Source organism: Colwellia sp. MB02u-14, assembly GCF_014076915.1.
Taxonomy (GTDB): domain Bacteria; phylum Pseudomonadota; class Gammaproteobacteria; order Enterobacterales; family Alteromonadaceae; genus Colwellia_A.
The window spans coordinates 112,216-138,463 of sequence record NZ_JACGUX010000062.1; the positions used below are offsets into that span (position 1 = coordinate 112,216).

A 26,248-nucleotide genomic window follows, 5' to 3' on the forward strand; every position below is an offset into this window, starting at 1 on the left:
ACATATACTGGTGGGTTATAATTATTTTATTTTGTATTGCTGATCATTTTGATGGCGATGTCAGTTAAATCAGTTACTTCTCCTATACCAATAGTACTTTCTAACTGAATTTCAAGGTCATGAGCCAAATCTTTATCTAAACTTTTTAGGTAACTTATTTCGTCACGATAATACATATTTTGTACTTTATCACTTTTTTTCAGTTCTACTTTTAAAATTGCAGGTTTACCATGACTAGAAACTTTATTGGTATATTCTTTTAGTTGATTAGACTTCTTTAATACAGATAAATCACGATACCAGAATGAGTACTCTTCATTTTCATTTTTATCTTTAGGCAACACAAGGATATAAAAAGCGCGAGCTGATAAATTTTTATAAGCAAGTACCGCAATAATCGATAAACAAGACTCTCTAAATTTTTGATTACTTAACAAGTTAAGGATAATCTCCTCACTATTTTCGTTTTTATAAATAAGATGTTTGAGTGCTGAGTTACCACTAAAGCTCGCCGCATTGATATATTGTTGGTGCTTCGTCGCTTTTAAGTAAAAGGGAATAGAGAAGTGATTATGTGCATATATGTTTCTCATCGCTTTTTGCAAGCCATAAATACGACTACCACGCTTTCCGCAGGCTTCAAGGGTATCAACATGCTGATAAATATACTTTCTTATTGCTCTACAGGCTAAATGCTTACTCTCTATAGTGTTCATTAATAACCTGACTGCGCCATGACTGTCATAACCTAGGACAACATACTTTTGTTTTTTAAATGAACGTTCTTGTTCGTTAAAAGGTACGATTAATTCAATTTCAATTTCTTCACCTGCTTTAAATTTAGTTTTTTTTACCAAGTTAACTAATAGCCCTTGTACAGAAATATTTTTAGTTATGCCCGGAATATTTGTAACGACATTATTACTACGTGTAATTGCCATTTTAAAAGCTAAGACGAAGCGATCCTCACTTCTTAAGTCATCATTTTCAGCCGTTACTATTTCAGTGTCATCAAGTGAGTCAATCGCGCTGAGTTGATAACGCAGGGGTAATAAATCCTCTAATTCAGTAATATTGCCATTCACTGGTTGATATATCGTTTCATAAAGGCTGGTAATATCTGAAATTGTGATCATATGATCACAATCACTGATCATATCTAAAGCCGCTTTAGGGATCGCCCTATTTAATACCGCCATTTTAGGATGAACATGACAGGGTAACGCAGAGGGTACATAAGCATCTTCTTCGGAATTAATAAACGACGACGATATTTTGACTACCCTAAAAAGACCTTTTTTGAAAAAATTATTAAAAACAGACTTAGCACTTCTATTATTCACAAAGTCGTCGTACCAAATAAGTGAATACGTAAAACTACCTTTATGACTAGATTTTAATAATAAAGCATACTTATCAACCGTATTTCTTTCGTTTAACGCCTGCTGAATATCTTGATTCCCAAGCAGCACAGGTAAATGAAAATTCTGCTTTATATCGCTAAAAAAATTCCATAATTCGTCATTACCTGAGGTTTTCATTGCTACTTTAGCATGCCATATCTTATCTTTTTTATAGCAAAGTAACGGAATATCATGAGTTTTATTTAAGTAAAGTTGCTCGTAACCTTTAGACGTTACCGAATCAAATAATGGGGTGATAAAGCGCTCTGTCGGCCCTACGATGGCAAGTTTTTTTTGTCGTAAATAATGAGCGAATAAAACACGCATTTGTTGATCGGTTAGTGGGCTTGAAAATTTTAACAAATATTCAAAACTATCATTCACTTTAGATTTTTGGCTATCAATAATTAAAAAACCAAGCTCAAGTTCATCCGTAAAATCGATTTCTGTATGATGGTCAAATAGCCATAAATAGACTTTATTAACATCTACATTTTTTAATTCATGTGACGTTTGAATAATAACCTTTTGGTTATTCATCTTTTCAATAATAGCGGTAATACCAACTTCTTTTTTTCCTTGCGTTGTCATCCCCATAATTGGATTGATAAAGACTTTACAAGAAGAGTTAAGCTTCTTTAACTCGTTAATTATTCTATTTTTATTAACTAAGGGTTTAGGTTCAGTTTTATCTATTCTAAACTCTGAAAATTTACTTTCATTTTCATTCTCCCCTCCACTGACACTTTTATCTTTATTCGATGCCCTAAGTTGAGCATCTTCATAAACTTCATAGTACATCGCTGTCGTATAAAGATTTTGGTATTCAACAAGTTTTTGGTTGAATAACTCCCAGCCTGCACAGTCAAGATAGTGTTTGACTTTATTATGTTCAAACATTTCGCAGTCAGAAAAAATCAACCGTAAATCAATAGATTTAGTTGCTTGTTTGGCAAGCTTTTTGATTTCATCCTTAACAGCGAGGTGTCGACTAGCATCTTCTTCAGGTAGGAGTTTTTTAACAAGATACTCTAATCTGTCGTTGCTGGCATAAGGAACTAAGCTTAATATTTGCTTTTCAAATCTTTTTAAGTGAGGACTTATGACACTGCTCATTAATCGTTGTACCTCATATTTTTAACAGAATTACATTAGAAGGGATCCAATCAATAACTCGTTAATGTTACTCGTTAAATCTTAGTGCATATTATCGAATAAAGGCTAAATAAATGTACCCATAACGAATAATAGATTTATCAAGTATATATATATTGGTTCCACTGTCACGATACTTTAATGCTTTTTAAATATCTGTTTAAATAAAACAGAATGTTTTTTAGCCTAAAAAAAGGGGGCGTTATCAATAAATGAATACTTACACCGCCAATAACAAAGTAAAAAGCGTAAGTATCTCTTTTAAAAATTAAAAGCTTAAATCATTAACCTTAATAGTTTGCTTTATTTTATGATGAGGAATCGGGTTAATGAGTATAAATTAGTTTATCAAAGAGCATTTAATGAATACTAGTCGTTGATCAGCCAAAAAGTAACATCAATGACGAGAAACGAGACGCCTTTATTTACAAATCGGTTGTTCTAATCAAAAAATAGGAAGGCCAGATCTCTCGAACCTCACTTTCCCAATGAGGGTCAACGTTGCCATTAGGTGATTGTAAAAACCAGTATCTCGCCCATTTATGAACAACCTTACCTGATTTACTTAATTTTAATGGCGAAAATCGGCGCTGATAAAACCTTCCTTCATACTCAACAACCGCGTTATTTTTAGCTCTTTTATATAAGCCCTCTAATACTGCACTGATTAGCTCTACCGATGATAATGCCAATATGCCTTGTTCTTTTAAGCAAGCGAGTATCGCCGCTTTTTTTATACTTTCCTGCATATAATCATCAATGTAGGGTGTATAAACCATGCCCGTCAAACCATAAATAGAGACTCTTTCTCTATCAGCTAAAGCTTTTAAAGGTATAATTAACTGATTAATATCATGTAATTCGCTGATAATATGCAACTTGGGGATCACTTTAGACAATAGCTACGCTCTCATGAATTTTCATTAGTTTCTCATTAGCTTGGTGGATCAATATTATTGGCAATGCTGTTATTTAAACGAAACCAGCCTGCTATAGAGTATCTGTCTCGCTTTGTGGGTAATACTTCATGTGAAAACTCTTCACTTAAAAATATCACTATTGTGCCAAAGCTTGGTATTACCTTTATTTCACTATTATCGACAACGGCAAAAATGCGAGACTTTTTATCATAAATAACTAACTCGCCACCATCATCTGCAGACCACTGTTGATGGAGATATACCACTACTGATAACACACGATTACCTTCACCTTTGAAGGCGTCTTTGTGCCGCTTATAAAAATCACCTTTGGCATAATGAGCAAAATGACTTTCAAAAGAAAATAAACCGAGAAACAAACGCCTATTCAAATAAGCCTGTAGTGATTCTGTCCAGTTTATCCAAGCACAACTTGCTAGATTGTTATGAGTTATCCAGCTAATTTCGTCTGTTCGAATAAAGTCATTAATCATATGACCTTTAGCTCAACCTATACCCGCACGTTTAAATTTACCCGTGGGAAGTTCGATAATATGCTGTCGTAACAAGCATGTTAAATCTTTGGGCAAAGCATAAGGGCGAATACTGTATCCCTTTTCAACGATGTCATCGGATATTCATTCAAACAGTGATATGTTACCGCCAGAATAAGTGGTACGGGCTAGGTTAAACTACATCCTGTCTTAGGAAGTAAAACTAACATTTTATTGATAATCTAATAAAGTTGAATATAAACCATAATAGCACTTTGACTATATATTAGCGTAAGCTTTCTTAGTAATAAATGGTTTAATAACTTGCTTTGCAAAAAAACACATTCATTCCTACAGTTAACTATATAAAATTTTCAGTAGACAATAATAAATTCAAGGATCGAATGTGAAAGTTATTAACCAACTGGTGAAAGAAACATCTAAACAATTTTCAACGCATATATTAAATTCAGGAATAAAATGTGGGATCAGTAAAGATATTACGGATCCACAAGGGAAAAGAGTATTTTTAAAAGCAGGAACTGAAATTACAGATAAAATTAAAATAAGATTAGAGAACTTACAAAAAGAAGGCGTTATAGGGCATGAAGATGTTATTTCACTTACTCATAAACAATCGACCCAAGATTTATTAAGTCCTATTCTAGAACTTGCAAAAAAAAACCCCGTATTAAATAATTTTCAATTAAAAGGAACACTTGCAACTATTTCTGAATATATAGAACAGGACTCCATTCCTAAAGAAATTGTTGATCATCTAAAGATATTTTCACATTTGAACCCTCTAGCTTATGAGAATACATTATTAAACTTAGTTTTTGGCACTCATGTTGGCAAAGCAAATAACTATTCTGCAAACGAATTATTTGAACTAATCTCCGTACTGTTTTTCGAAAATATAGGCTATGCCCGATTAAATAAAAAGATGAAAGACGCCCAGTTAGTTCATCCTATTTTAAGCAAAGAAATTGTTAAAATTGCGGGGTTAGAAAATAAGTTAGTGTTAGAGTCCATAGAGCAGCACGAAGAAAAGCTTGATGGTTCTGGGTATCCAAAAAAATTAACACACATGCATGAGTATGCTCAAATTTCACAAATAGCGAACCAATATTCACAAATCACTCAAAAAAGTAAAAATATTAATACTGCCATAGGAGAACTTTGTTTATTGGGTGAAGGATTTGACTTTAGAACGAGTCAAAAAAAAAGTGCTCTTTATTCTTATCAATTACAAAAGCCTCTCTTATCAATCATGCAAGAGAGTATACAAACCAAAGTGCACCAACACGCCTATGGTAATCATTTGTACGACCAACTATCAAAAGTCATTAAATGGACCAATACACTAAATGCTACCAACGCTGAAATGAAGTTCATTCAAGCCAAACTTAGAAGTGCATTATGGATATCAGAGACATCTCAATATCCATTTCAAATTAATCGTGAAGAACTCAAAGATAATCAAATTTGTTCTATGTTTATAAACGACGCCAGAAAATTAGTCCTTCAAATATCTCAATTTGCAAACTACTTCAACCAAATACTTCATTACCCCATTAAAATTGACAACATTTCAACCAATAAAGAATATTTTTTAACGTTAATCAATCCAACAACTTAATAAAATAGTCTTTAGTGGCCAATACACAATCAGAAAATTAAATACCGCCCATACAAAGATATTTAATTTCTAGATAATCATCAAGGCCATATTTAGAGCCTTCTCGCCCACCACCTGATTGCTTAACACCACCAAAGGGAGCGGCTGCGTTAGAAATTAGGCCCTCGTTAATACCTATCATTCCAAACTCTAATGCTTCTGATACTCGCCAAACACGTCCAATATCACGGGCATAAAAGTAAGCTGACAAACCGTATTCGGTATCATTGGCAATTTCAATGGCTTCTTTCTCTGTTTTAAAACTAATAATAGGCGCCACAGGGCCAAAAATTTCATTGGCAGCAATTGCCATATCGTTGGTTACATTAGCTAAAACGGTGGGTAAGTAAAAGCAATTACCCATTTCAGATCGTCCCCCTGTCAGTAATTTAGCACCAGAATTAAGAGATTTGGCAACTAACTGCTCGACATCTTCAACAGCTGCAGTAGACACCATAGGGCCAACATACACGTTATTCTCTAAACCATTACCTACTTTCAACGCTTTAACCGCTTTTACAAATTTTTGGGTGAATGCTTCTAAAACGGCTTCTTGTACCAAAATACGATTAGTACACACACAGGTTTGACCGGCATTGCGGTACTTTGAAGCGATAGCGCCTTGAACCGCCGCGTCAATATCTGCATCATCAAAAACAATAAATGGCGCGTTACCACCAAGTTCCATTGATACTTTTTTAACCGTAGAAGCACATTGTTTAATTAAAGCTTTACCCACTTCGGTTGACCCCGTAAAAGTAAACTTAGCCACATCAGGGTGAGTGGTTAACACTTCCCCCATCGCACGTGAGTCGGTTCCAACGACGACATTAAAGACTCCGTCAGGTATACCAGCTTGCTTTGAAAGCTCCGCCAAGGCTAGCGCTGACAAAGGGGTAAGCGAAGCGGGCCTGACAACGAAGGTACAACCGGCAGCTAATGCAGCGGCAGCTTTTCGTGCAATCATTGCATTCGGAAAGTTCCATGGTGTTATTGCGGCAACAACACCTACTGGTTGCTTGATTACAACAATTCGCTTGTCGCTGCTTAACGCTTGTATAGTGTCACCATAAACTCGCTTCCCTTCTTCAGAGAACCACTCAATAAATGAGCCTCCATAAACAATTTCACCTTTGGCTTCAGCTAAGGGCTTCCCCTGCTCTAATGTGAGTATTTTAGCTAATTCATCTTTATTTTTTATGACAAGGTCGAACCATTTTCGCATTAATATCGCACGTTCGTTTGCTGGCTTTTGAGACCAAGCAGCTAAGGCCCCCTTAGCCGCTTGAACTGCTTGTGTCGTTTCATCAACGCCAGCATTTGAAACGCTTGCTACTACACTGTTGTCAAATGGATTCGTTACGTCAAATTTTTCCAGAGATGATAACCATTGGCCATTAATGAAAGAACCATTTTTTAATAAACGTGATTGATACATAATTTCGCTCTTTGTATATTGTTGTGACACTAAATAAAAAAACTTAGTTTGCGTAGCTACTGCCAATGGCACTTAAAGGGAGTTCTAATTCAAGTTCTGGTACTTGATTACCTATCCAAGCAATAAAAGTATTACTATTAGGGCCTGGGAACATACTGTATTCATGTAACCAAGGATAAAGGGCTATAGCTGATTTAATTTTAGGAATAAGCTTTGCGGCTTTATCTCCTTTAATAGAGAGTAATAATGTAGGCTTTGACCCATACCAATATCTGTCAGGTGTGAGTGTTTCATAGTGCTTTATTGCCGATAGGCCTCGCCTAACTTGCCAACCCGTAACCTCATAAACACTATATTGAGTCGCTTGCTCTTCTTTTATTGCGACCCAAGGATGAACCGCAAACCAACCACGCCAACTAAAAGCGTCAGCAGCATAGAATTCTATAATAGCCCGGTTATCTTCACTCGGTAATGAAGCAATGCCTGCTGGCTCTCGACTAGCCGTGCGCCAGTTGCTATTAGTACAAGCGCTGAGTAGTAATACAACGCAGATAATCTTCCAATATCTCATATATTCTATTCTTATATCTTCTTTAAGCTATAGGATGTTATTGCCTAACATTATAAAGCTATAGCAATGGTTAATAAAATTAAAAGTAGCAGTTATTTTGTTAGTGGTAAATCTACGAAGACGTAATTTTAACATCAACGTTCAAGAATAATGCGTAGTATTTATATAAAAGCAGACGCTACCCTTTTTTCTAATGAAAGATGTTTACGACAGAGCGGACGTTAACATCAATAGTTTCCTCGGTTAAGTGCGTCGTTCAAAAGAAATAGATCTTCCTTTAGAAAGAAAATCAAAGGGTCAGAACACTTTATGACGGCAGTATTTTTTTTATGAGATATGTTGTTGGAATTCGTTAGACATTGTCACTATGAATACATCTTAATTATGTTAAAACATTCTGTTAGAATAATAGGCTATTGATTAAAGGACACCGAGGCAGCATGTCAGAATTTAAAGAATTTTCACTTTTAGAGTCAATTATTGATCGCGTTACTCTTAAGGGCTATAAAGAGCCCACACCGATCCAAAAAGAATGTATTCCGGCTCTTATTGATGGGAATGATCTGCTTGGTATAGCGCAAACGGGAACAGGAAAAACGGCGGCTTTTTCATTGCCAATTATCAATAATTTTGGTCGAAATAAAATAGAAATAGAAGCTAAGAGTACGCGTTCGCTAATACTAACGCCCACAAGAGAGCTTGCTTCACAAATAATGCAAAACATTGATGACTACTCTGATGGTTTAGGGCTTAAAACTAAGGTTGTTTACGGTGGCGTAGGAAGACAAAATCAAGTTGACTCTATCGCACTTGGACTTGATATTTTAGTGGCCACCCCTGGAAGGTTATTGGATTTAATTGAAACGGGCGACATAAATTTTAAGGCGTTGGAAGTATTTGTGTTAGATGAAGCAGATACAATGCTTGATATGGGGTTCTTTAAGGATGTTCAAACTATTATAGCTAAACTGCCAAAGAACCGACAAACACTATTGTTTTCAGCGACTATGCCTGCTGAAATAGAGATACTAGCGACAGCAATATTAACTAGTCCAATAAAAATTCAAATTACTGCTGAAACGGTTACTATCGACTTGGTTAATCAAAGTATATACCACCTTGAAAAAGCGAATAAAGTACCTTTACTCTTTAATCTCTTGAAAAATCCTGACTATAAAAAAGTGCTTATCTTTTGTAAAACAAAGTATGGCGCTGACATCATTGTTAAAGCACTAGAAAAAGCATCAATAACTGCCGCGAGCCTCCACAGTAGTAAAACACAAGTCGTTAGGGAAGAAGCCTTACAAAACTTTAAAGATTCTAATCTAAGAGTACTCGTTGCCACTGATGTTGCCGCTCGCGGAATTGATGTTGATAATATTAATTTAGTCATTAACTATAATCTTCCTGAAGACCCAAGAAACTACATACACCGTATAGGACGAACTGCTCGTGCCGGAAAAAGTGGCATGGCCATTTCATTTGCTGTAGAAAACGATATAAGACAATTAATTAATATTGAAAATAGCATAGGGCAAGTTATTCCTGTTGTTACAGAACAGCCTTTCCATAAAGAGTTTTCAAAAGCGCCTAAACAAGTCAAAAAAAAGGTAAGTAAAGCAAATAAAACAAATAGAACAAGAAAAAAAAGTAAATAAAGACAGGTATAGATTAGCCGGTTAGACTAAAAATATTACCTTGTCTCACGATAGGTTAAACGTGACTTTCTTTATGGTGAAAACAAGCAAACCAGGCAAAATTATCCGCATCGCCTGATTGGGGTAAAGAGAAATACCGTATGCTAAGAAATGTTTTACGGTCGGTGCGTATACGGTAATGGGTAACCACAACCATTGGGTGCTATTTATTGATGGGTAACAAACAATATCTTAGCCAACAAACAAAGTGGTTACCCTAAAGAAAAAGCCAATCTATACCCTCAGCGATACGCAAAAAGTGAATGTTAACAATTTAACGATGAATGCCCCGTTACTGGCTCAGGAACCATTAACGCTTACGTACAATCAAGCTTAGAGTGTATGACGCCTGCAAGCTCATTGTTGGTGTTGACATCTCTAACCCGAAACGATTAAATCAAAGCAAAAACGACTACTTCAAATACTTTTACCGCATTGATTTACTCGAATAGATTAATTTTCTTTGTATAGGATCGAAAGTTCAGTAAAATAGTGAGTCTTTAACAGTTCTGTAAAGGTTTGTGATGAAACGTGTTGTTTTATATATTTCAGAGAAATGCCCCCATTGCCGTCAAGCTCAAAAATACTTGGATGATAATGGCATTCAATACAGATTAACAAATGCGAAAATGCAGCGCGGTAGAAAAGAGCTCGACGCTATAGGCGCTAGCTCTGTACCAGCTCTCAAAATCGGTAATAAAGTAATGATTGGCTGGGATTTAAAAAATTTTAAGAAACTCTATGCCGCAGATTAAGAACGAGAATTATCTAACGAGATGATTGTAAAACCAATGGGCACAGAGTTTTGATTACTCTATCTCAATGTAGGTAATATTAATGATTGTAATCATTAACTTGTCAAGTTGATTTTGATTTTGATTTTGATTTTGATAATCATAATAAAAACGTGAAATTGCTCACCGCGGAAAAAGATACTTTTACTGCATTAGGGACAGCACAGGAAAAAGCAGTAGTTAAAAAATTTGGAGTGAGAAAACAAACAGAACAATCCTTTAATGAAGATAAAGCATATTAATAAATGATTATTTCCTTCGCGATATTAATATATATCATTTAACGTGAATATTCTTAGATACAAAATTCAAAAAACCGCTAGTCTTTTGATTAACGAGTTTTTCTAAGTTTGGCGGGACGAATATGAGCACTGGTTTTATTCAATAAAATTGCCACTAGAGGAACTACTATAAAAAACTAAGGCGTATACATTAAAAAGTCAATAAAATAAGTTGAGTTTTTTTATGGGTTAATCTTGTAAGGGCTGATAGTATTCTCCTGGGTCTCATTTACATAACGACACATAATGTTTAAGACCCCCTATCACTAAATGAAACTGGCTTATAATGATCACTTTTGCCACGCAGAAGACCTAAGCATTTGATCATTTACAAGCAAAAAATTGAACGACTTAATGTTGAGTGATTAGGCTAACTAATGCCACAAAGCAGAAGTAAACATTTGAGACTTTTCACTGCAAAAATTTGTATGTTTTGATCTACAGCGGACATGGCTGAATAAAGCCATTACGCTAGCAGCTCCCTGATAGCGGTCTTTCACGTAATTGTATTGTCAGTTTAAGTTGTTTCTTGTATGTATAAATTGATTTAGTATTATTGGCCCCATAAAGCTATAGTAATGTATATTTCAGAATATTAGGTCATGTACACAGCACTTATTCCATTGTCATTTGAAGTGATTTTATATTGAAATACTTCTTCATTTTTACCTTCAGCTAAACTCCCTTCAAATGAAGATTTAATTTTAGTACTCCAATATTGATAAAGTTGATTATTTTGTAGAGCTTCAGGCGAGTCAACAGAAAACCTTACAATAACCTAATGTGTACAAAGGGAAATATATCAAATTACAACAAGTTATCTTCCCAAGAGAAACGACGCTCAAAGATACTCTCTCATATTAATCATTTTTTTTGGTTAATAGGCAAGTGAATAAATTTACCTATATTTCAACTAATAACAGAATTAAACTGGTTGTTTTTTAAACTACCAGTGTCGGCTTTATTTACAACAAGCTATGCCCTACAACAGTAAAAACCCCTAACTCGATGAAAAGATGCGTTTTTTAGTGCTTGGCTTTATATTTGCTTAAGTTAAGTCGATAATTAATAACAATTTATTTTTACACTGCCAATCCAAAATCTATGGAAAGGGATTAATAAGGAATATTTCATGAAATTAAAATTTATACAGGCTGCTGTAGCTGGTCTGATGTTTTCTGTTTGTAATATGGCTAATGCAGGATTAATTGATAGTGGTATTTGGAAATATGAGGATCAATTAGCAAGTTTTGATATATATTACTTTACTGCTAATACAGACACAGATGCCATATTCGATATATTCTCATGGGGAGAAGTGGATGGATCGAACATGATCAATTCTATGATGTGGTTATTAAAAAATGATGGTATTTTAGATAATAATTCATTGTTAACAAGTAATGATGACTTTTCGGATCTCACAATAGCTGGTGCTGATGGGTCAACATCTCATTTTGATAGCTATATTTCTATGAACTTATTTGCGGGTGATTATGTATTAATAGTAGGAACTGTCGATCTTGCAGGTAATACCCCTACCTTAAGTGATATAGATTTTTCTACCCAAATTCAAGACAAAGCAGCGGTATATTTTTATGACGGTATTGGTCATACGAGTGACAATGTACCCTATGGTAGTTATAGGTTAACATATGATGGAGTAGAACGTACTTTTACAAATCCTGTAAATCCCGTAGCTTCTGTTCCTGAACCTTCAACTTTAGCTATTTTCGCATTAGGTATAATGGGGTTAGTTACTAGACGCTTTAAAAAGCAATAATTTTTTCGTTATAGCTCAACAAAAAAGCACCTTAATATTAAAGGTGTTTTTTTTGCTATAAATTTAAGTTTTACTGTAAAGCTAATATGTAAGGTATTAAAATATAATAAAATTTTCACTAGATATGCGCACACTCAATATTAACCTCAAAAAATTCTGGTTTCATATTTGTACTAATAGCCGGTTTATCCTTTAATTTCCTAACTATAGCTAACCTTTCAACACTAAATTCAAGAATATCCTGCACGTTAAACGTTTTATCAACTAAACCAATATGTTGCGCTGACGTTTTAGGGAATTGGTTCTTTTTAAATTTGTTCTTAGTAAAAGATTTCCATTCGTTAAAATAAAATTATTATAAACTCTAAAAATAGAATGTGAACGACTATAATGTGCTTTCAGGCGACGGAGTTGATACTCTCATACTATAGGTGTAATTTACTTTTTGTGATTATAAAACCGATTTCGGCAACGTCTGCTTTGCCTTAAATTTTAAAGTTAGCTATCGGCTAGGTTAGGTCAACTACCAAACTTACAGCCGACCTAGACAAACACTCATAGTTTCAAAAATTTTCTTCCGCATTGCGCACCAAGAAGTCTTAAGCATTTGATCATTTACAAGCAAAAAATTGAACAACTTAGTGTTGAGTGATTAGGCTAACTAATGCCACCAAGCCAACCTAATTATTAAAGTAATTAACTCTATTTTCATGTCAACTATCTTTAGGGATAGCTAACATTAGGATATATACCCTATAGCGCAATGGCGCCCAGAGCGAGTTAGATTTATACTCACTTTTGCTTAGAAGACATAATTAAACCAATATTCACCTGGGATCATAGCACTGTCTCCTACCCTTCAACCAATGTGGTAATAATTTGGGGATCATTGTGCAACGTTCGGTGCACAGGACAACGGTTAGCTATTTCCATTAGTCGATTTTTTTCTGCATCGTTTAACGGTCCAAACAACTGAACTTTGCGAATTAATGACTCCATATTCTTGTTTTTTTCAGTCACATTACTCGCATCTTCTAAATAATTACGTTCGTGTGATAACGACACTTCCACATGCTCGAGTGGAATATCCTTGCGAGTAGCGTACATCCGAATGGTCATTGCAGTACAGGCACCTAAAGCAGCCAGTAAATGCTCATAAGGATCTGGGCCTGAATTTTTTCCACCGACTTGTACCGGTTCATCTGCATTCCAGTGATGGTGATCACTAAAAATATCTTGTTGAAATTTATGGTCTATCTCGGCCACCAAAACATGTCCTTTTGTGAGACTGGGACGAGATGTTTCTAGCGCAGGAATATAACGGCTTGCCCACCCTGAAATAGTTTGCGCGACATATTCACTATCTACTGATTTTGATAAAAGATGATCGGCAGTGTCCAAGCTAACAAAGCTTTTAGGGTGCTTGGCAGCTTTGTAAATTTGCTCGGCATCAGTAATATCTACGGTTAAGTCAACAGGAGAATGTAATACCAGTAAAGCTTTATTAAGGTGCTTTATATGCTCTGTGGTTTGATTACGTAAATCATCTAAAAATTGTTTTTTAATAGTAAAGTCACGCGTACCTAAACTTACTTTCGCCGAACCACTTTGCTCTATTGTTTCTATATGGGCATCAAAGTTGTGTATGACATGGCTTGCTTCAAACGGTGCGCCGATGGTCACAACCGCTTTTACTTTGGGAAGCTGTGCCGCCATAGCTAAAACCGCAGCACCACCCAGGCTATGGCCAATTAATAGTTGAGGTGCTTGATAATGCTGCTCTAGAAATTTTGCTGCTGATAGTAAATCTTCAGTATTGGATGAAAAATTTGTATTGGCAAAATCACCGTCACTGTTTCCCAAACCTGTAAAGTCAAACCGAAAAACTGCAAAACCATGTTGCACAAGAAATCGACTAATTCGCGAGGCCGCTGCAACATCTTTACCACAGGTAAAACAATGAGCAAACAGCACATAGGCTCGTATTTTTTGATCCGGCGTTTCTAGCAAACCAGCTAAATTTTGTTCTTGGCTAGGAAATTCTATTTTTGTTCTCATTGATTCTATCTCTTATTTTTAATAAAAATGCTGTCTAGCACATTTTATTATGACTATAACGATGGACTATTATGTATCTAACAAAGGTTCAATCACTGTTTTTCACTGCGCTAAATTTGATTTGTCATTAACGGGGATATTTCCAGCATTGTTGATAAATAATGTAGGGGTTGGCCAAATAATACGCGAATGCGGACATTGGATATTAATAAACGCATTAATGCTTATTTGCGCAGCGGCATCACCAAGTAGAAAACCGCTTGCACGATGTGGTATTGGTATCGTCATATGGGTGTTCCCTTGATTACTCTAGATTCATGGTTAAAAAACGTATACAAAACGAACAATACTGAGCATACTAATAATGAAGAACTTAACTCAGTAGCCTTTATTTAACTCTATTTGATTAATTTATCAATGAGTTAAAATAAAAGACCCTTGAGTTAAATTTTTAATTTTCTAACTAGAATAGGAGTAGTCGTTGCTTGAACGACAAGTGTGAAAATAACAATGCCAAACCCTATTGATTGAATTGTCCACCAATAAGGTAACGCTTTTGGCAATGACAATACTAATGCGATAGTGACAGCGCCGCGCAATCCCCCCCAAATCATTATAGGGGGGTATTTGGGGTTAATAGGCTGTCCTACGGTAAAATGATTTAACCACGTGGAAATATATACTGCGGCAATACGGGCAATAAAGGCGCCACATATTGCTAATAAAATGGCTAACCACATTTCAGTAAACATATTAAGACTAACAACTAAGCCAAGTAATACAAAAACAAATATGTTGGCTATAAAGCCAAGTGACTCCCACACACTGTGCAAGCCTGTATAAACATGCTCTAGTAAACGGTGTACTGATTTCTTAAAAATCAAGGCAGCAAACATGACGGCAACAATACCCGATACGTGTAATAAGTGCTCAGCAACATAAAAAGTTCCATAAGCAAGCAGCAGTGTAATAACCACTATATGCGGCACAGATACATTAATGAACCTAACTATAAGCGCTGCAATATAGCCCAGCAGACTGCCAATAATAATCCCGCCCAAAAACACTTTGCTAAATGTAATGATTGCAGACGTTACATCAGGCTCACTTTGCCCTAAAGCAATACTGAGAATGATGCCAAATAAAACGATAGCTGTAGCATCATTAAATAAGCTTTCCCCTTCAATCAAAACGTTTAAGTCTGCAGGCGCTTTTAATTGCTTTAATTGACTAACAACGGCAACTGGATCGGTAGCCGAAATAACAACACCTGTTAATAAAGCGGCAATAAAAGGAAAGCCTGAATGATTAATACCATAATAAAGAAGAACCGCAATAACAGTGGTAGAAATGAGTAAACCTATTGTCGCCAGCGTTAGTATATTGGGCAAATATTTGAACAAAAGCTTACTGTCTAATACGAATGCAGCTTCAAATATTAACACTGGCAACAAAATAAATAACATTAAGTCTTGAAAATTGCTCGCACGCACACCCGTCTCTATACCAAACTCTACGGTGAACAAGGAGAGAATAAACCCCAATGCCACTAATAATATTGTATAGGGAATACGTACGAAACGCTGAAGTACTATAGCGAATGCACCTACACCTAAGAGAAGTAAAGTAATAGCAACAACAGTGTGAATATTCATAGCTGAATTATACTCCTAGCGTGTCAATATGTGGCGAACCTTCTGGGTCCGGTATTGGGTAAAGGTCTGATAACAAGATACTTCGCCCATTTTCTGTAACAACTTTAGCATGATGTCTCTTGAGTGCACGAGGCTCCTTTACACCGCATGAATGTGCAATTGTACCTACTTCGTAAACCATATTTTTAATATACGATGCGACACGAACAGATTTATCGGCTGGGTTTAGACCTTTTTGAAACCTAGGGTCTTGTGTTGCTATGCCTGTAGGGCAAGTATTTTTGTTACATTGCAACGCTTGTATACAACCTAATGAAAACATGAAACCTCGGGCAGATGTAATAAAATCTGCTCCCATAGCAAGTGCCCAAGCAGCATTAGGCGGTGTTACTAACTTACCTGAACTTATTACTTTTATTCTATTTCTCAGTTTATACTCAATTAACTTGTCTACTACAAAGGGAAGGCTTTCTTTTAAAGGCAAGCCCATATAATCCATTAAACTCTGTGGTGCTGCCCCTGTACCGCCATCGGCACTGTCAATTGTGATAAAATCAGGCGCAGAGGCTATTCCTCTTTCGTTTATTTTACTAAACAATGAGTCATAAAAATCTTGTCTACCCACGACTGCTTTAAATCCGACGGGTTTACCGGTAACACGACGTACTCGGGCAATCATGTCTAAAAGCTCATAACTGCTAGAGATATCTTTGTGGCCATTTGGGCTAATAGAATCTTGACCTACTTTGATACCTCGTATTTTTGCTATTTCAGATGAAACCTTAATTCCAGGTAAAATCCCCCCTTTGCCAGGTTTTGCGCCTTGACTCATCTTTATTTCGAACATTTTTACTTGGTCATGCGCAGCAATTTCTCTCAGCTTTTCATCGCACAAATTACCCTTTTCATCTCTTACGCCATATTTAGCAGTGCCTATCTGAAAAACAATATCTGCCCCACCTTCAAGGTGATAAGAAGATAAACCACCTTCCCCAGTATTCATCCATGCTCCTGACTCTTTGGCGCCAGTTGATAATGCAAGCACAGCCTGTTTTGATATTGCGCCAAAACTCATTCCCGACACATTAAATAAAGAATTTGTTTTGTAGGGATTTTTGGCATATCCGTCACCTATCGTAATTGTTTTTGGTAAGGCTGCATCTTCAGTTAGGGTTGGAAAAGGACAGCTGAGAAACATGACTTCTCCAGCATTAGCGAGTGAACGTGTTGAACCAAATGCAATAGTAGAGTCCACATTTTTTGCAGCGCGGTAAACCCATGACCGCTCAGCACGGTTAAATGGCATTTCTTCCCTGTCCATGGAGAAAAAGTATTGACGAAAAAATTCACCCATATGTTCAAAATAATATCGAAATCTACCAATAACAGGAAAGTTTCTCCGTATGGTTTGCTTAGTTTGCGTAACATCAGCGATATATAATAATAAGACGTAAAGTACGCCAATCCCTATGGCGACAATAAAAGCAGCAGCAGCCCATAGTAAAATAGTAAGTATCATGGAATCGAGCATCTATATTTCCTTCTAAATAATGTATGTATGTTGAACAAGTTATGCTTTATAGGTATAGGTCATTTATCTGGAAAGCAGGTACAACCATTAAACTTGCTCAACTATCGGGTAAGGACTCAATTAAAATAGTTTTAATTCACAACTACGCCCCTAATTAAGTGTTATTAATTTGATGCTTTCCTATTGAATAATTGTTCTTCTGCTATACGATCCAAGGCAAATCGACCACCACTAAAAATAACAACTTGTAGTAATAATACTCCCCATAAAATATGTTCTGCGAAGGCAGCAGGGGCTATTTCTTCTAAGCTTATGACTGCGACAATATTGACAAAAAACAAACCCAAGGCAGAAAAACGACTCGCTAATCCTGCGATTAATAACAAGGGTAAAATAATTTCTGCGGCAGTGCCTAAATAGGCGGCTAATTCAAACGGTAATATCGGCACTTGATATTCATATTCAAATAACATTAACGTGCTGTCCCAGTCTCTTAACTTAGTAAGCCCGGAGGAAAAAAACGCCCAAGCCACATAACAGCGAGCGGCTAATAACGCGAGGGGTTCTAAAAGGCTGATATTACTGGCTACATTACGATATAAATGGCTAGTAGATAACACTAGATTGTTTAGAGTATGCATAGTTACTTCTCTTTAATAAGATTAATTAAGTTACGTTCAATCGCGATAAACAGCCATTGTTCGAATGAAAATTCGTTGTTATATTTCAGCGCATCAAGTGATTGCGCCAATGATTGTCCAGACAATAAAGAAAACATAAACGTCCCTTCACTGGCCGATAAGGTAGTCACTTGCGGTTGAAACTCAGGACGAAAAATCATCACAACTTGTTCAATGTTTTTTTCTGACAGTGCTTTTTTTGCAGCACTCATTGCGGATTTTCGTTGAAGTTCATCACTGTGATGATGAGCCTGAAAAATTTCAGTCAATGGATAGGCTGTTTTAAATACTTTGACATTGTGATTAAAGGCGATGAAAAGTTGCTCTGGTTGCCCCTCACTAAGCAATTGTAATGTCGATGAGATAAGGGTTTGATCTCGTCCATGTAATGCACAATGAACATGCCAGTCGAGTACAGCACAATCAGCAAGATACGGGTAGTCTGTCCCCACTTCTGTGGTCCCTAAAAAGTGAGGAAATTTTTCGCCCCATTGCGTCCAATCCCCTAGGTTAGGTGGTGATACTCGTAAAAATTGATAAACAAGACTTTCGCTAATGTCGCTATCAAGCAATTCAAACACCGTTGGAAAACTAATAGATAATGCTCGCTGAGCATTTGCCAATAAATTTTTTCTATAAATGTTAATGCCTTGAGTATTAAAACCGCATTGTTCTAGGGCAATAGATTCATCATTCCAAATGACCTCTAATAACACGTGTTGTTCATTTTTAGCAGATTCATTAATGGTTGACTCATTTCTTCCTGTTTCATTTTTACCTAGCTCATTCATGCACTTTTCCTCGTTAATACAGCATGGGCGATATCACGTGCTTTTTTCGCTTCATCAACCAATACTGACCATTGAGGTAAATCACTGTCCCATTCAATTAACGTTGGCACCGCACCAAAACGTGTTAACGCTTGTTGATAGCCTAACCAAACATCATCAGAAACGGGCCGCGCATGATCATCAATGGTCATCTCGCCCGTTAAAGGTTCACTGCAACCCGCTAAGTGAATTTGTGCCACACTTGCCACCGGTAATTCATTGATATAATCAGCGACTGATTGTTGAATATCACCGCTTTCAAAGTTCATACTGTTAACGGCAATATTATTAATATCTAATAATATTTTTGCCCCCGTTCGTTGGCAAAGTTGTGCTAAAAAATCCGCTTCACTAAGGTAACTTTCATCAAACTTCACATAGGCAGAAACATTTTCAATGATCAGTTGCCGTCCTAAATAGTTTTGTACTTTATCCACTTGTTCAGACATTTTGGTTAACGTTTTTTTATTATGAGCAATCGGTAATAAGTCACCACTATGAATAAGCTGCCCTTGTTTTTGTCCCCAAGTAAAACAGGCATGTTCGGACATCATAAATGGGGCTATTTTTTCCATAAGCGTTTTTAAACTCGCCAAATATTGCATCGGAACATTCTGTGTAGAACCTAGCCCCATAGATGTTGAATGCAAACTAACAGGGTACATTTCTCTGACTTGAGTAAGCACAGACAAAGCGGCTCCTCCTTGACCAAAAAAATTCTCAGAATGTACCTCAACAAAGTCAATTTGCTTAGTTGTAGTTAGTATGTCGGTAAAATGTGGATGCCTTAAACCAACACCTACTATTACATCGCTATTTGTTACCGACATAGTCATACTTTAAGCGCCTTTTGTTGCTTTATAGTGATCTTTCGCTGCTTTTTTTGACAAACCGCCCAGCGTTGAACACGTGCCTTTTGTTACTAATTTCCATTCCCCCTTGTCGTTATCAACCTTTGACTGACCGGCACATGAATGGGTGCCTGCTAAATTTGCACAATCGTTTTGAGCGGCTTTGGCCACGCCATAACATTTTTCTTTTTTACCTGCTGCTTCTGCTGGAGCAATAACCCCAGTAGAAATTACCGCTGCCAATGCTGCGCTTACTAATAATTTATTGTTCATCATCAATCCTTATATTTAAAAAGTGAGCAGCTAAATTAACTGCTCTAACCATTGCATTAATTGCTGTGGTGGTAACCCACCAACACGTTGGTCAATAATTTCACCATTTTTGACCAACATCAGCGTAGGCACACTACGTATCCCATAATCAGCGGCAAAAATAGGCAATTGGTCGATATCCACTTTAATCGTATTAAAGCGACCGTTCATCATGTCCGACACGCCTTCAACTACCGGTGACATTGACTTACAAGGCCCGCACCACGAAGCAGTAAAATATAACAGTGAAATTTTTTGCTGTGAAAGTAACTCATCAAGTGAGTCAGCTGATGTTAGTTGTTTCATCATTAAAATCTCATGCTTGTTATTAAGTAACTCAGTATTAGTCGTAAACTTTTTCAATCTGTTCTTCTGTTAACCCTTTAATATCGATCCAATTAGTTTGCGCTGTTTTGATGTAACTCGGAATATCCGTTACCCATTTCTTTTGTACGTTTTTATTTAGATTCAAATACAATTTATCGCCACGGATATGCCAAGCCATAGGATCGGTATCGAATTTCTTATGCATCGTAACGCCAAAGGCACAGTAACCACCGTATTGTGGTGCATATTTACTTGGCTCAACTTTAAATAAGTCACGGTTATCAGCACTTGAAAACTGATAAATGGCACCATTGTATGCGGCGGTAAAATTATCAGTACCTTTAGTCGGCTCGCCTTTAGTAAAATAAGATACCGCGTCGTATCCTTTAATCGCTAAGTCATTACCATTGGCATTCACTTCAATGTTTGCAGCAAAACTCAGGCTGCTTATCAATAATGCAGAAGTAGCGAAGGTAGATTTAATCAGTGTTGAAAGTGTCATTTTTGTTGCTCCAGTATTTAAGGTGGGACGTTCAAAGTTTGTTTGTTAATCAGTTAATGAATAAGGATGTTTTCCTTGGTTGATAATATAGGGCTTTCAATTAAGCAAAAGGAATGACATAGTCCTAACTTTGAACCCAATCGTCCTAAACGAGCCTAAAGGAGAGAAAAATGGATCAACTTTCAGTTATCTTGCAGCGCTTTTCGATGAATACAGAAGTTTTCTTTACAGGGAGCCTTTGTGGTGTCAGTAATTTCAGTAGAGAACCAAATCAAGGGCACTTGCACTTATTACGGAGTGGGGAGTTGACGATTATTGATGAAAGAGGAAAGTCTGAATTAATCAATGAGCCTACCGTGCTTTATTTTCCTACTCCCCACGCACACCGTATTATTGGCAATGAAGAAAATCCTCCTGAATTGGTCTGCGCTAATATCATTTATAATGAAAGTACGTCTAATCCAATTGCCAATGCTCTACCTGCTCTGATGTGCTTTAAGCTTAGTCATAGTGAAAAGCTCAAACAAACCGCGCTATGTTTATTCGAAGAAGCATTTCAAGACCAGTCCGGACGGATCCCCATGATTAGTTTGCTTACCGATATGTTTCTAATTCACATACTTCGTCATGTGCTTAATAATAATATTATGCAACACGGCCTGCTCGCTGGTTTAGCGCACCCACAATTATCAAAAGTCTTACTTGCCATTCATGAAATGCCCGAGAAGCAATGGGGGCTCGATGCCATGGCAGAGCTTGCCTTAATGTCACGTTCAAAATTTGCTGATCTTTTTAAACGTACTGTTGGGCAAAGTCCTGGAGATTATGTGATTGATTGGCGTATTGTGATAGCGCAAGGTTTATTACAACAAGATAAACCAGTGGCGTTAGTCGCCAATGCAGTTGGCTATGAAAATGGCTCAGCGCTAGCGCGCGTATTTAGAAAAAAGTTGGGCGTATCTCCTAAAGAATGGCTTGAAAAAACGCTTGGATATTTCCCTTAGATTAAAAATAAGTAACTTTTATTAAGCTCATATCCCAAGATTTCCGTGATTACTTAACGTAATCAAGTGCCCCATTATATTGACGGGTTTACCTTGGTAATATTTTGATACTTCGGCAACGTTGGCCAGATTGTGCGCGAATGCGGACATTAAATATCAATAAAAGCATCAATAGTAATTTGGGCCGCGGCATCACCAAGAAGAAAGCCGCTTGGCTGGTGTGATATTGGTATAGTCATATAAAATATTTTCCTAAATGACTTTAGATTAATAGTCTTAGTTTTGTATATTGAATTAACAATCAAACAAACTTTTGAGCAGTTAATTCAATGATCTACGCTGTACCTAATTTTCGGTGAAAATTTTTAAACATCATGCATTAAAAACTCCAATCCTATGTTTAACTTTCTAACAAACATAGGATTGGTAGCTCATTGAACGATAAGCGTAAAAAGTACCATGCAAAATCCTATTGATTTAATTGTCCACCAGTAAAGCAACTCTGTCGGCAATGGCAAAACTAGGGCAATAGTGACAGCGCCAACTCTCGCTAACATGAACGAAGGTTCTATGGAGTAATTACCCTAGGTGGCAGAGTAAATTCAATATCATATTTCTATAACGTCAAAAAGTCCAAAACTATAGTTATTTTAAACATCATCTTCTTATTAGCCCTAAATTACCTAATGAAAAAATGTAGTTACTTGGAAAATTTACTAGACATTCTATTGATATTTGCATTGTTGCGTTCTAGTTTTATCAATAATTGAAAAAGTGTCATTACACATAATGCTAATAATAACGAGATATAACAAAGAGGCATGCCTACGTTATTTTTGGGGCATATATCTCCCACCAGTAATTCAGCCACAACACCAAAAATGGCAAATCCAAAGACTAAAATCCACGCAATACTAAAATTTTTTGTTCTAATGCTAGAGGGGGGAAATATTTGTAAAAATAACATAAATAAGTATCCAGCAAAAACTAAATAAAAAATATAGATTATAAATATTTCTGGGCAGGGAGCTTTACCTGAAAATGTAGCATAGGATACTAAAAACGCACCCCAGCTACCGAATGCAAGGCATAGCAGCAATAGTGTTTTAACAGAGAGCTGCCAATACTTCATTAAAAGCGAATCATTTCATTGGAAAATTCACCGATCTTTTCAACCGTAGTACCATCGATGTATTCAACCGTAACTTTATTAGCGCTAAACTGAGATAAGCCAATAATTTGTACATGTGATTGATCTGAATTAAGGCCTTCACCTGAAATGAAGTCTCGATAAATTATAGAGCCATCACTTCTGGTCACTGTAATTTTTGCCGCAATTGAAGAAATAGTATCATCGAGCTTAACTTTCAAATAATTATTCTGCCTATTTTGGCTAATAAAGACCTTAGATTTACCAGCAATATTGATGTGCACAACATCAGGTGAACCATCATTGTTAAAATCAGCGGTAAGAGGCGTTATGCCATAACCGCGGTTAATAACACCACTTTGCTCACCCATCGCAGCAAATTCACCTTGTTCTGTTTGCAAAAGAAACCGGCCATTAAGTCTTAAAAAGGGTAATTTATGCGGAGGAAAACCAATGTAGTTTTCCGAAACAACAAGATCATCTAATCCATCAAGGTTAAAGTCTTCGAATATTGCGCCCCACGAAAATTCATAATCTGCCAGTTTTACTTGTTCTGCAACATCTTCAAATTTAAAATCACCGTTGTTTTTAAACATTATCCATTTAGGATTAAAGACTTGGTCTTCTCTTAAATCTCCCGTTACGATAAAGGATGGCGGTGTAGAACCAACATTGGAAAAAAAGAAATCTACAGTACCGTCATTCGCATAATCGGTTACGGCAATTCCCATTGGGTAGCTCGATTGTTTTGTATTTGGATTAGGCATATTTGAAAATTTGTTGTTACCTAAGTTTTTCCATGTTCTTATTTGCCCCGTGTCATGAGCTACAACCAAGTCTTCTAAGTTATCGTTGTCTACATCAACAAATATTCCCATAAATGTGTTGTGCTTGTAAGCAAGACCGGAAGAGTCGGTGATGTCGGTAAAAGTGTTATCGCCATTATTTAACAGCATTAGACTAGAGCCGCCATAGCCTTCTTTATTAAATATATTTTGCCCTTGGGCAAGTTCCTTTTTTATGTATCCAGCTACATACATATCAAAGTGTCCGTCTCTATTTATATCACTGATTGCCACAGATAAAGGAGATGTGTCAGCTGTAATAGGTAAATCTAGTTTCTGACCGGTAAAACGACCTCCATTATTTAAATACAACCAAACACCCGAAGTCCGAGAAATGATTAAATCAGAAAAACCGTTACCGTCTACATCAATTACTGAAGAACCGAACGTTGCTTCAGATAATTCTGTTTTTTCTAAGATGCTTTTATCTAGTTCAATAAATTCATTTTTAACAAATTTAAAAATGGCATCTTGTTGATTTGGCCCACCGCCTATAAATAGCTCTTCAGTACCATCATTATCGATATCAATAATGGCACTCGCCGTAAATGGAAGCGATTTTGATTGATCAATTTTATGCTCAAAACTTAACGGAATTTCTTTAAAGGTTGGAATAATCGTATCACCAAGTGCGACGTCGTAATCTATCTGTCTATCCATGGTGAATCGAACACTGATCACCGTGAATAAGATCATGATGAATATAATAGGAATCAAAAGTAGTTTTTTCATAGTATTCTCAGTTAGACCTTAGAAGTTAACGTTATTTTTTTTGCTTGAATGATGGACATAGCAAAAAAGATAAAAAATGCTACGTTCAAGGCGATAGGCATAATGTATTTACCAATATCCTTGTTAATGAGGTAGACGACAAAGCAACCGATTAATAATATAATCGGGTTAAATACCGCTTGCCATTTCTGATAATTCGAACGCCCGGTAAGCGCTAAATAAACGAACCCTGCCGATAATATGAGTGTTGTTATACGTATCACCGACAGTAAAGTCTCATATCTAACATCATAAAGTGCGATGAGTGAATTCAAATCCACGCCTAAACTTTGTGTATGGACTATAGCGCCGATTGATGCACGTGAACTTATCCAATCGCCACCAATGATAAAGCCGTAGGAGCCAACAAAAAAGAGGAGTAATGCAAACTTGCTATTTGCTGGTTTGAGCATCAAATATATATGCCAGCATCCAATAATGTAAAACGGTGCAGATAGTACACCGATAAAATGCCCTATGGTTTGTTGAGCCTCTGGGGCTGCCAACATAAAGTCATAACCATTTTCTGAAAATCGGGCTAAGGGATCGAAATGTAATAAAAACTCACCACACCCCACTAAAAATGAAGCAATTAGTCCTACGTAACCGGTAAGCAAAAGGACTTTGTGATCTGTGTTTTCTACTTCATTCATAAGTTTTCCTTAAATTTAATTATTGTAGTTAAAGCAAGTGCTACTGCACTTGATAAATCTTAATAAAAAAGACTATTCATAAAAATTATTATCCAATTAAGTCATATGTTTCAACATCATGGATAAAAAGTAGTTTTACTGCTTTAAGTCAATCAAAAGCTTGTTTGTCATTGCTAAAAACAATCAAGTGTTCTCTTATACTGCAGGGGTAGTCTCTGTAATATTATTCCTATTTACTCTGTATTAATTATTTTGAGTTCTGTGATTAAATGAACAAAAATTTTAACTATCTACTTAATTTTTAATTTATTAATTAGTCATTATTTGGTATACATAATGCAATCTTTTCATCATTAACCTGATGCTTAAAATGTGTTAATAGCAGTCTCAATTTTGGATGGATATAAGTTTTACAAAATGGTTTGTTAGGTGAATTATATAAATAATTCTGTAATTCATCCTTATTCGCCTTAAATGAATCAAATGGCAGTACCTGCGTTATAATTGGTTTATCAAAATCACTTTGTAAAGCATCTAAAACACTGTTAGCTTCTTGGTTTTGCGCATCGTTATAGGTATATATAGCCGATCGGTATTTTTTACGCATAGAGTGGTTAGCTGTCGAGGCATGGGTATGTGCATGAATCTCAATCAATGTCTGCAAAGAAATCATAGATTGATCAAAACATACTTCAATAGCTTCAGATAATTCAGCATGATTATCGATTGACGCAATCCACCCTTGATTCACCGATATAATACCGATAAGTGATTCGAAAACGCCTTCGGTACACCAATGGCAACCACCACCTAAACCAATCTTACTGAAGTTTTCAGTAAGATTGGTGTTATATATACTCAT

General features: G+C 36.2%; 24 protein-coding genes. 5 read left to right on the forward strand and 19 right to left on the reverse strand.

Going from position 1 to position 26,248, the window contains the following annotated elements; all coding sequences use genetic code 11:
- Nucleotides 1-26 precede the first annotated feature (26 nt).
- From H4J52_RS05330 to H4J52_RS05340, 3 genes are all read right to left on the reverse strand, one after another.
- Nucleotides 27-2,519 (reverse strand): hypothetical protein, encoded by a 2,493-nt coding sequence (locus H4J52_RS05330; protein WP_182181056.1) that lies wholly within the window; start codon nucleotides 2,517-2,519, stop codon nucleotides 27-29.
- A 464-nt stretch (nucleotides 2,520-2,983) separates the two neighbouring features.
- On the reverse strand, nucleotides 2,984-3,448 hold the full coding sequence (locus tag H4J52_RS05335) for a hypothetical protein (RefSeq protein ID WP_310649661.1): 465 nt from the start codon (nucleotides 3,446-3,448) through the stop codon (nucleotides 2,984-2,986).
- A 44-nt stretch (nucleotides 3,449-3,492) separates the two neighbouring features.
- On the reverse strand, nucleotides 3,493-3,972 hold the full coding sequence (locus tag H4J52_RS05340; protein WP_310649658.1) for a 2OG-Fe(II) oxygenase: 480 nt from the start codon (nucleotides 3,970-3,972) through the stop codon (nucleotides 3,493-3,495).
- Between the two features lie 406 nt (nucleotides 3,973-4,378).
- Between H4J52_RS05340 and H4J52_RS05345 the strand changes: the two genes are divergently transcribed.
- Nucleotides 4,379-5,614 carry a hypothetical protein gene (locus H4J52_RS05345; RefSeq protein WP_182181058.1) on the forward strand — a complete coding sequence of 412 codons (1,236 nt, stop codon included), beginning with the start codon at nucleotides 4,379-4,381 and terminating at the stop codon, nucleotides 5,612-5,614.
- A gap of 37 nt (nucleotides 5,615-5,651) precedes the next feature.
- Here H4J52_RS05345 and H4J52_RS05350 read toward each other — a convergent pair whose 3' ends face one another.
- Together H4J52_RS05350 and H4J52_RS05355 are read right to left on the reverse strand one after the other, a co-directional pair.
- A complete protein-coding gene (locus tag H4J52_RS05350) occupies nucleotides 5,652-7,091 on the reverse strand; it encodes an NAD-dependent succinate-semialdehyde dehydrogenase (protein ID WP_182181059.1) in 1,440 nt (479 codons plus the stop codon).
- A gap of 43 nt (nucleotides 7,092-7,134) precedes the next feature.
- Nucleotides 7,135-7,662, reverse strand: coding sequence for a DUF3750 domain-containing protein (locus H4J52_RS05355; protein ID WP_182181060.1), 528 nt, complete (start codon nucleotides 7,660-7,662; stop codon nucleotides 7,135-7,137).
- Between the two features lie 440 nt (nucleotides 7,663-8,102).
- On the opposite strand from H4J52_RS05355, the gene H4J52_RS05360 reads away from it, so the two are divergent.
- The 3 genes from H4J52_RS05360 (at nucleotide 8,103) to H4J52_RS19910 (ending at nucleotide 12,217) form a co-directional block, all read left to right on the forward strand.
- Nucleotides 8,103-9,320: a DEAD/DEAH box helicase gene (locus tag H4J52_RS05360; protein WP_182181061.1), complete on the forward strand. Its 1,218-nt coding sequence runs from the start codon at nucleotides 8,103-8,105 to the stop codon at nucleotides 9,318-9,320.
- Nucleotides 9,321-9,883: 563 nt separating this feature from the next.
- Nucleotides 9,884-10,114, forward strand: a complete 231-nt coding sequence (locus H4J52_RS05365; RefSeq protein ID WP_182181062.1) for a glutaredoxin family protein — start codon at nucleotides 9,884-9,886, stop codon at nucleotides 10,112-10,114.
- 1,452 nt (nucleotides 10,115-11,566) lie between these two features.
- The gene (locus H4J52_RS19910) at nucleotides 11,567-12,217 is read left to right on the forward strand and encodes a DVUA0089 family protein (RefSeq protein ID WP_182188811.1); all 651 of its coding nucleotides are present in this window, start codon (nucleotides 11,567-11,569) and stop codon (nucleotides 12,215-12,217) included.
- An 852-nt stretch (nucleotides 12,218-13,069) separates the two neighbouring features.
- On the opposite strand, the gene H4J52_RS05375 is transcribed toward H4J52_RS19910, so the two are convergent.
- From H4J52_RS05375 to H4J52_RS05420, 10 genes are all read right to left on the reverse strand, one after another.
- Nucleotides 13,070-14,275, reverse strand: coding sequence for a bifunctional alpha/beta hydrolase/OsmC family protein (locus H4J52_RS05375; RefSeq protein ID WP_182181063.1), 1,206 nt, complete (start codon nucleotides 14,273-14,275; stop codon nucleotides 13,070-13,072).
- A gap of 102 nt (nucleotides 14,276-14,377) precedes the next feature.
- Nucleotides 14,378-14,563: a hypothetical protein gene (locus H4J52_RS05380; RefSeq protein ID WP_182181064.1), complete on the reverse strand. Its 186-nt coding sequence runs from the start codon at nucleotides 14,561-14,563 to the stop codon at nucleotides 14,378-14,380.
- Between the two features lie 155 nt (nucleotides 14,564-14,718).
- Nucleotides 14,719-15,930: a sodium:proton antiporter gene (locus H4J52_RS05385; protein ID WP_182224334.1), complete on the reverse strand. Its 1,212-nt coding sequence runs from the start codon at nucleotides 15,928-15,930 to the stop codon at nucleotides 14,719-14,721.
- A gap of 7 nt (nucleotides 15,931-15,937) precedes the next feature.
- Complete coding sequence (locus tag H4J52_RS05390) at nucleotides 15,938-17,461, reverse strand: FMN-binding glutamate synthase family protein (protein WP_182224335.1); 1,524 nt, start codon at nucleotides 17,459-17,461, stop codon at nucleotides 15,938-15,940.
- 164 nt (nucleotides 17,462-17,625) lie between these two features.
- A complete protein-coding gene (locus H4J52_RS05395; protein ID WP_182181067.1) occupies nucleotides 17,626-18,102 on the reverse strand; it encodes a DoxX family protein in 477 nt (158 codons plus the stop codon).
- A gap of 2 nt (nucleotides 18,103-18,104) precedes the next feature.
- A complete protein-coding gene (locus tag H4J52_RS05400) occupies nucleotides 18,105-18,932 on the reverse strand; it encodes a putative DNA-binding domain-containing protein (protein WP_182181068.1) in 828 nt (275 codons plus the stop codon).
- Nucleotides 18,929-19,801 (reverse strand): DUF692 family multinuclear iron-containing protein, encoded by an 873-nt coding sequence (locus H4J52_RS05405; protein WP_182181158.1) that lies wholly within the window; start codon nucleotides 19,799-19,801, stop codon nucleotides 18,929-18,931. The genes H4J52_RS05400 and H4J52_RS05405 overlap by 4 nt, the downstream gene beginning before the upstream one ends.
- A gap of 9 nt (nucleotides 19,802-19,810) precedes the next feature.
- Nucleotides 19,811-20,095: a DUF2282 domain-containing protein gene (locus H4J52_RS05410; RefSeq protein ID WP_182181069.1), complete on the reverse strand. Its 285-nt coding sequence runs from the start codon at nucleotides 20,093-20,095 to the stop codon at nucleotides 19,811-19,813.
- A 30-nt stretch (nucleotides 20,096-20,125) separates the two neighbouring features.
- The gene (locus H4J52_RS05415) at nucleotides 20,126-20,497 is read right to left on the reverse strand and encodes a co-chaperone YbbN (RefSeq protein WP_259367819.1); all 372 of its coding nucleotides are present in this window, start codon (nucleotides 20,495-20,497) and stop codon (nucleotides 20,126-20,128) included.
- On the reverse strand, nucleotides 20,478-20,963 hold the full coding sequence (locus H4J52_RS05420; RefSeq protein ID WP_182223700.1) for a YHS domain-containing (seleno)protein: 486 nt from the start codon (nucleotides 20,961-20,963) through the stop codon (nucleotides 20,478-20,480). Before H4J52_RS05420 ends, H4J52_RS05415 begins: the two co-directional genes overlap by 20 nt.
- Before the next feature lie 170 nt (nucleotides 20,964-21,133).
- Here H4J52_RS05420 and H4J52_RS05425 point away from each other — a divergent pair, with 170 nt between their 5' ends.
- Nucleotides 21,134-21,967 (forward strand): AraC family transcriptional regulator, encoded by an 834-nt coding sequence (locus H4J52_RS05425; protein ID WP_182181072.1) that lies wholly within the window; start codon nucleotides 21,134-21,136, stop codon nucleotides 21,965-21,967.
- Between the two features lie 700 nt (nucleotides 21,968-22,667).
- Here H4J52_RS05425 and H4J52_RS05430 read toward each other — a convergent pair.
- From H4J52_RS05430 to H4J52_RS05445, 4 genes are all read right to left on the reverse strand, one after another.
- The gene (locus H4J52_RS05430; protein WP_182224337.1) at nucleotides 22,668-22,934 is read right to left on the reverse strand and encodes a hypothetical protein; all 267 of its coding nucleotides are present in this window, start codon (nucleotides 22,932-22,934) and stop codon (nucleotides 22,668-22,670) included.
- 164 nt (nucleotides 22,935-23,098) lie between these two features.
- Complete coding sequence (locus tag H4J52_RS05435; RefSeq protein ID WP_182224338.1) at nucleotides 23,099-24,694, reverse strand: VCBS repeat-containing protein; 1,596 nt, start codon at nucleotides 24,692-24,694, stop codon at nucleotides 23,099-23,101.
- 11 nt (nucleotides 24,695-24,705) lie between these two features.
- Entirely contained in the window at nucleotides 24,706-25,386 is a 681-nt protein-coding gene (locus H4J52_RS05440; RefSeq protein WP_182224339.1) for a DUF6796 family protein, read from the reverse strand.
- 313 nt (nucleotides 25,387-25,699) lie between these two features.
- Nucleotides 25,700-26,248 (reverse strand): peptide-methionine (S)-S-oxide reductase, encoded by a 549-nt coding sequence (locus H4J52_RS05445; RefSeq protein ID WP_182224340.1) that lies wholly within the window; start codon nucleotides 26,246-26,248, stop codon nucleotides 25,700-25,702.